Origin of the sequence: Actinomadura sp. KC345 (genome assembly GCF_004348515.1) — a bacterium.
GTDB lineage: Bacteria > Actinomycetota > Actinomycetes > Streptosporangiales > Streptosporangiaceae > Spirillospora.
The window spans coordinates 1-7121 of record NZ_SMKH01000357.1; the positions used below are offsets into that span (position 1 = coordinate 1).

At 70.2% G+C, this 7121-nt stretch carries 6 protein-coding genes and 1 tRNA gene; 3 read left to right on the forward strand and 4 right to left on the reverse strand.

Annotation, left to right across the window (positions count from 1 at the left end):
- Positions 1-836: serine/threonine-protein kinase (locus E1281_RS35095; RefSeq protein WP_131884008.1), on the reverse strand; the 836-nt coding region annotated here is incomplete at its 3' end.
- Positions 833-2383, reverse strand: coding sequence for a serine/threonine-protein kinase (locus tag E1281_RS35100; RefSeq protein ID WP_165959237.1), 1551 nt, complete (start codon positions 2381-2383; stop codon positions 833-835). The genes E1281_RS35100 and E1281_RS35095, both read right to left, overlap by 4 nt.
- 291 nt (positions 2384-2674) lie before the next feature.
- Between E1281_RS35100 and E1281_RS35105 the strand changes: the two genes are divergently transcribed.
- A complete protein-coding gene (locus E1281_RS35105) occupies positions 2675-4135 on the forward strand; it encodes an Nramp family divalent metal transporter (RefSeq protein WP_243717720.1) in 1461 nt (486 codons plus the stop codon).
- Positions 4136-4575: 440 nt separating this feature from the next.
- Here the strand turns inward: E1281_RS35105 and E1281_RS35110 are convergent, their stop codons facing one another.
- A complete protein-coding gene (locus tag E1281_RS35110) occupies positions 4576-5244 on the reverse strand; it encodes a TetR/AcrR family transcriptional regulator (protein WP_243717721.1) in 669 nt (222 codons plus the stop codon).
- Positions 5245-5505: 261 nt separating this feature from the next.
- Between E1281_RS35110 and E1281_RS35115 the strand changes: the two genes are divergently transcribed.
- Entirely contained in the window at positions 5506-5706 is a 201-nt protein-coding gene (locus E1281_RS35115) for a hypothetical protein (protein WP_131884011.1), read from the forward strand.
- The gene (locus E1281_RS35120; protein ID WP_131884012.1) at positions 5694-6371 is read left to right on the forward strand and encodes a hypothetical protein; all 678 of its coding nucleotides are present in this window, start codon (positions 5694-5696) and stop codon (positions 6369-6371) included. Before E1281_RS35115 ends, E1281_RS35120 begins: the two co-directional genes overlap by 13 nt.
- Positions 6372-6777: 406 nt before the next feature.
- Here E1281_RS35120 and E1281_RS35125 read toward each other — a convergent pair.
- Positions 6778-6850 (reverse strand) — tRNA-Arg (locus tag E1281_RS35125).
- Positions 6851-7121: the final 271 nt, after the last annotated feature.

The window sequence follows — 7121 nt, forward strand, 5'->3', positions numbered from 1 at the left end:
GGCGGGAGGGCGGCGCGCTCGCCCGTCACCAGGGAGCGCAGGTACGTCTCGACCGCCTCCGCGCTGAGGCGCGCCTCGGGGTCCTTGACCAGCAGCCGCCGCAGCAGCGGGCCGAGCGCGCCGGCGGCGCGGGGCGGATCCGGCTCCTCGGCCAGGACGGCCGCGAGCGTGCCCATCATGGTGCCGCGGGCGAAGGGCGGACGGCCCTCGGTGAGGGCGTACAGCGTCGCGCCCAGCGACCACAGGTCGGAGGCGGGGCCGCTGGGGTCGTGCTGCACGCGCTCCGGCGCCATGTAGGCCGGGGACCCGATCAGCGAGCCCTGCTGCGTGAGCGTGGCCTCGCCCTCCAGCGTGGCGATGCCGAAATCGGTGAGGACGGCCACCCCGTCCTCGCGGAGGAAGATGTTGGCGGGCTTGACGTCCCTGTGCAGGACGCCTTGGGCGTGGGCGGTGCGGAGCGCCCCCACGATCTCCAGGCCGATGCGCGCCACCCGGTCGGGCGGCAGGGGCCCGTCGTCGCTGAGCACCGTGTCCAGGGAGCGGCCGGGGAGCAGGTCCATGACGATGCACGGCCTGCCCTCCTCGGCGACGACATCGTGCACGGTGATGATCGACTTGTGCTGGAGCAGGGCGGCCGCCCTGGCCTCCCGCATCGCGCGCCGGGCGGCATGGTCGCGCTGGCCCGGGCTGAGATGGTCGGGGAGCAGGAGCTCCTTGACCGCCACGTCCCGGCCGAGGACGTCGTCGCGCGCGAGCCAGACCACGCCCATGCCGCCCTTGCCGAGCCGCCGGACGAGCCGGTAGCGGCCGGCGAGCGTCCGGGCCGGCGCGGTCATGATCGCTTCGCCACCGCTCGGGCGACCCAGCGCGCCGCCTCATGGGCCTCGTTCGCGGACGCGGTACCGCGCACATAGCTGTGCTCGATCTCCAGCACCGTCTTCTTCACCCGGAACACGACACCGGACTTGTCCATGTTCTTCGACAGGCCCGTGGAGGTGTAGGTGAAGGCTTCGTCCCCGATCCCGGCGATGGTGCGCGCCCCGGTCTGGCGCGCCTTCACATGGTCGACCTTGATCTCGGGCCATCCCCAGTGATGGATCCCGCCGGTGGACGCGTTCTTGGCGCTCACAAACTCGTTGTGCGCCTCTGCGGGCGACTGCGGGGGCGGGGCGCTGGTGTTGTGGCTCACGTCCCGAATCAAGAATCCGCGTTTGGGCGCGGCCCATCCGCAGGACTTCTCGTCCTCCTCGACCTGGGGTTTCCCCTGGGGGAGTAGTCGGTCTACCTGCTTCGGCGTGAGCAGACCGCACAGTTCGAGGAGGGGCGACGCGCTTGGGGACGCGCTGGGCGACGGCGTCGCCGGGGGCGGGGACGGGCTCCCCGGCGCCGAATCAGTGGTCACCCGGGTCCCGTCCTCGCCATCGGAGGCGCTGACGGCCACCGCACCGGCGACCATGCCGCCGAGCGCGACCACGGCGACGCCCGCCGCGACGGGAACCCACACCCGGCGCGGCCCCCTCCGCGGCGGGGCAGGCCGCGGAACCGGCATCGCACCGGGCAGTCCGGACGGCCTCCCGGCGGACACGTTCCGCAGAACCCGCCGCACGTCCTCGCTCTCCGGCCGCGCTGACGGCTCCTTCTGCAGCAGGTACCACAGCAGCGGCGCGAGGGACCCGGCCTGCCGCGGCGGCAGCGGCTCCTCGGCCAGAACGGCCCCCAGCACCGCCATCGGGCCGTCCCGTTCGAACGGCGGCCGTCCTTCGACCGCCGTATAGAGGGTGGCGGCGAGCGACCAGAGGTCGGATCCGGGGCCGCCCGGTCGCTCCCGCAGCCACTCCGGGGCGATGTACCCGGGGGAGCCGACGAACGTCCCGGTGCGGGTGAGAGCCGGGTCCGCCTCGATGCTCGCGACCCCGAAGTCGGTCAGGACGACCCGGCCGTCCTCGGCGAGCAGCACGTTGCCGGGCTTGACGTCCCGGTGCAGGATCCCCTTGGCGTGTGCGGCGTCGAGCGCGTCCAGCACCTCCAGGCCGATCTGGGCGGCCACCGCCGGCGGGCGCGGGCCGCCCCGCCGGAGCACCTCGGCGAGGGACGTCCCCCTCACCAGCTCCATCACGATCCACGGCCGCTCGTCCTCGATCACCACGTCGTGCACGGTGATGACGCCGGGATGGTCGATCAGTGCCGCCGCCCGCGCCTCCCGCTGCGCCCTGCCGGTCGCCACCCGGCGCTCCTCCGGGGTGAGCACGTCCGGAAAGACGATCTCCTTGACCGCCACGGTACGGCGCAGCGTCTCGTCCACGGCGGACCAGACCGTCCCCATCCCGCCGCTGCCGATCCGCCCCTCCAGCCGGTACCGGCCGGCGAGCACCCGCTCAGACACCTGACGCTCGGCCCTTCGCTCGCATCCACACCACCCGGCAATGATCGAACATGAGCCCGTCCCGGAGGGCAAATCGGCCGGCGTGGCCGCATTCGGCGCTTGCGGGCTCTTGCCGAGGACGCCTCCCGGCCGGATTATGCGGGCAGCCGTTGAAGTCGGGGGCCACATTCCACTGTGAGGCGTCCCATGAGCGAGCCCCCGGAACCGACTGGCAGAAGTCCCGAAGACCCTGGCACGGCGCCCGGGGACGGGCCGGCGAAGGCCCGCGCGACCGCGGAGTACAAGCTGGGAGTGAGCCGCCCCGACCTGCCGGTCACCGATCTGCCCACCCCCGAGGAGGTCTTCGGCGTCCGGCGGATCGGTCCGAAGGAGCTGGTCAAGTACGCGCTCGGCCCGAGCCTGATCGCGCTCGGCATCTCCATCGGCAGCGGTGAGTGGCTGCTGGGCCCTCAGGCGGTCGGGCAGTTCGGGTTCGAGGGCGTCGGCTGGATCATCCTCGTCTCCGCGGTGCTGCAGACGCTCTACAACATCGAGTGCTCACGGTACGTGGTCGCGACCGGCGAGGTGCCGGTGGTGGGCTGGGGCCGCGTCCCGCCCGGCTGGTTCCTGTGGGTGCCGGTATCGGTGTTCATCATCCTCTTCGCGTTCATCGCCGGCGGCTGGGCCGCCTCCGCGGGGGAGGGGCTGTACGCCCTCGTCCACGCCGAGATCCCGCCCGAAGGCGCGGAGGAACCGCGGATCTGGGCGATCGCGCTGTTGGCGGTCGTGTTCGTGATGGCCGCCGCCGCCCGCCGGGTCTCCCGGACCCTGGAGCTGGTCAACTGGGTCCTCATCGGCGCGATCCTGGTCACGCTGCTGCTGCTCTGCGTCTTCCTGGTCCCGCCCGGGATCTGGTGGGACGGTATCTCCGGCTTCGTCACCCCCGCGGCGCCGCCCGAGGGCATCACCGCCACCCAGATCGGCGGGCTGGCCGGTTTCACCGCGCTGGCGTCCGGGCTGAACTGGTACGTGATGGGCCACTACCGGGACAAGGGCTACGGCATGGGCCACCGGGCCGGGTTCATCGCGGGGCTGCGGGGACGGCGCGTCGAGGTGCTGCCCAGCGGCGTGACCTTCCCCGACGACGAGAAGAACCAAGGCCTGTGGAAGCGCTGGTACCGCCTGCTGCTCACCGACATGTGGGCCGTCTTCTTCGCGGGCGCGATCATCGGCATGCTGCTGCCGACCATCCTGATGGCCCACGCGGTCGAGATCTCCGGCCAGGAGGTCACCCAGGAGAACGTCCCGACCTTCGTGGCCGGCGCCCTGGACGCCGAGTACGGCCGCTTCCTGTTCTACGTCGCGCTGATCGTCGGCGTGCTGGTGCTGTTCACCACCCAGCTCGGCATCTTCGAGGCGATGGTGCGCGTGACCACCGACGCCGCGCACGCCACCAGCCCCCGGCTCCGCACGCTGCTGGAGGGCGACCCGCGCCGCTTCTACTACCCGTTCATGCTCCTGCTGCTGGTGGTGATCGGGGTCATTCTGCACCTGGCGCTGCCGGTCAGCCTGGTGCAGTGGTCGGCGAACATGTCCAACCTGGGCGCGCTGATCTTCCCGTTCATGCTCATCTACCTCAACAGCAGGCTCCCGCGCCCGGCCCGGCCGCGCCTGTGGCACCACGTCGTCCTGCTGCTGAACTTCCTGTTCTTCGGATTCTTCTTCGTCAACTTCATCGCCGACTTCATCGGCGACCCCCTGGTGACCTTCTGACCGCCGTCACCACTCGCCCCGATCCCGCGGACGGTGGCACCGGCCTTGCCGTCCGGTCAGCCCTTCCGGCGGGTGGCGTCGACTCCGGGGCCGGGCCGCCATGCGGGTAGTTGCACCACTTCGGGCTCCAGCACATCTTCGGCCCGACGCCGAGAGAGCGCGAAGGCCCAACCGCCAAGATCGCAACCGGGCCTCTACCAGGACGGCCCCGGTGGGGCACGCGCCAGATCGCGACGGTGTGGCACCCCGGATCGTGTGGACCGGGTCCTTCGCGCGGTCACTCCACACCGGGATGGCCCTCCGTATTCACGCGTCTTTCTGTGTCGATCTGTGCCCACGATTTCGATTGGCCATTGACAGAGGCGGGTCTCATCGAACGCCTCATGGGCGGGCTAGCACCGAAGAGGCGCACGCCTTCCTCCGGGACTGAACCGGCATCGCTATGCCGAGTCGGGGGCCGGGTTCTCGGCGGTGACGGCGCTGAGGAAGGCGTCGGTGAAGGCGTCGATGGCCTGGTCGACGGTCGGGAGATCGGTCCCGAGCATCGGCACCAGCGTGGGGCGGAACAGCATGTGCGTCATGGGCGGGCCGATGAGCAGATGGGCCAGGACCGGCAGCGGGAGCGGCTTGAAGCGTCCTGACCGGACCTCTTCGGCGAGCCATGTGCCGACGCTGCCGGTCAGGCGCGGCAGCACCTGTTGGCTCCAGATGCGCTGCCCTGGTCCGGTGGGACGGGCAAGAAGGTCGGCGAGGATGGCGGGGAACACGCGAGGCTCACTGCTGAGCCCGTGAATGAGGATCCCGTGGATGGTCCGTACAGTGTCGCGGGTGCCGGGAGGGGCGGCCAAGAAGTTCTCCAGGTCGGCCAGGGGCAGGTGCGCCGTGAAGACCGCCGCCAGCAGACCATCGCGGCTCTCGAAGGCCAGGTACAGGCTGGGCGCCGAGCAGCCGGCCGCCGTTGCGACGTCCTCCAGGGTCACCGCGGCAAGGCCGCGTTCGCTGATGAGCGAAGCCGCTGCGGAGATGGCACGTTCGCGGACGGGACGGCCGCCGGGATCCACGCCGGCGGCGCGGACGGCGTCGTCGAGCGTCCGCCTGGTTCCCTTCAAGCGGCGAACCAGTGTGCTGCGTGACATCCCGGCGGCGGCCGCTATATGGCCTATGGGCACGTCCGCCACATCGACGCCACGCTCGCGGGCGAGGCGTATCGCCGCCCGAACAAGATCGTCAGGTATGCGGGTCTCCGGTTGCATGGGCCTCATGATACTCCACTAAATACTTGGTATAGTTTAGTATCACAGGCGTAGGGCCACGCTGCCACGAGAGCACGGCCGCCGGTTCTCGTGAAGGAACGGAGAGGTTTCGCGCGAATGAGCAAGGTGGCGGTGCCGCGTGTCCTGCACGTGGAGTTCGGGTGCACAATGGCCTTTGGCATTACCGATGCCACCACCCTCACCCAGTTTGCGGCCTCGTTCGCACGCGCCGGCAGTGTGAATGCGCGGTCGGCGGTTCACATGGATCCGTACAGCTCGGGTGAGTTCAGAAGGGAGGCAGCAGAATGGCTGCTATAGCCGACAAGTATTCACGGCCCCGGTTTCGGGATCCCGCACCTTCCGGCTTCATTTACCTGGGGCTGTCGATTGATCCGCCCCGGGTACCTCCCGTCCACCACAGCGGCAAGCGAGACAAGGAGGTCGAGCGGCTCCGCGCAGTGGCCGAACGGCTCGGCGCGCGCTCGGACGTGGTCCAAGCGCGCCTGTTCCAGGCGGTCCTGATCCCGCCGCTGAAAGGCATGCCGTGCTTCGACGTCACGATGCTGGTGGAGACCGCCGCACCCGAGGCCATCGCGGACGTGCGCACCTCCGCGCCGTTCCAGGAGATCGACGCGGAACTGGTCATCCCGGCCGACAACCCGGTCAGGCTGGGCGACACCGAGAATCCATCGACCGGCATCTACCTGTTCAACCATTTCCTCGCCCCCGACAGCGAGACGGCGGTCGACGGATGGAAATCCGTTGCCGGCTGGTACACGGAGAAAGCCGGGGTCGACAACTCAATTCCTCTGCGCCCTCTGGAGGAGTCGCCCTATGCGTTCATCAACTACGCCCGCATACCCGGGAACGCGCCTTCCTTCCTGCTGGGACAACTGGCACGCCCGAGTTTCCACAGCTTCGTGCGCTCGCGGCTGAAGAAGCACGGCATGACCGCGCTGCCGCTGCTGGTCCGGCCGGTGTGACGCCTGGGAAGACATAAGGGGCCGTGCGGCCGGGCGCACTCACAGCTACCGGAAGGACAGAACAACACGGCGCTCGGGAAGCGGCGGCACGGGACACGCGGTTGCCCGGGGGAAGAGCCCTGAACGCAAAAGCCGAGCAGGACAACCCTTCGACTCCATGAGCCGATTGGTCGCCGCCTGCTCGGCTGCGCGGTCGCCCCGTATTCCCTGGATGGCGCCCAGGGCCGTCTGGCCTTCCATAGCGCTGCTCTCAAATCCGGGGTGTCACTCGCGCCTCTCAACGGAGGGCAGCGCGCGGACGGCTCCGGAGCCCTCCCGGGGCCTCCCGGGTTTCGGAACCAAGATCTAGCGCCGGACATAGCGCGAAGGCCCAGCCGCCCAGATCGCAACCGGGCCTCTACCAGGGCGCCTCCGGCAGGATTCGAACCTGCGACACCCGCTTTAGGAGAGCGGTGCTCTATCCCCTGAGCTACGGAGGCATGTCGTCGCTCGCGGACAAGAGCGTAGCGGACGGCATCTACAGGGTAGGGGAACGGGCGCGGTGCGCGCTCCCGGTTATGGAGCCTCTAGGCCGGGTGGGGTCCTGATGGGTACGCTTCGGTGCCGTGACCGGTCGGCATCGCGGGCAGCCCAAGGGCGGGGCTGCCGAAGACGAGGTGGGCGGGGCCGCGCCCCGGGGCAGGCGCATCGGCATCGTCGCCGCCGCCTTCGTCGTGTCCGTCGCGGTGGCCTCCTTGATCGTGTACGGGG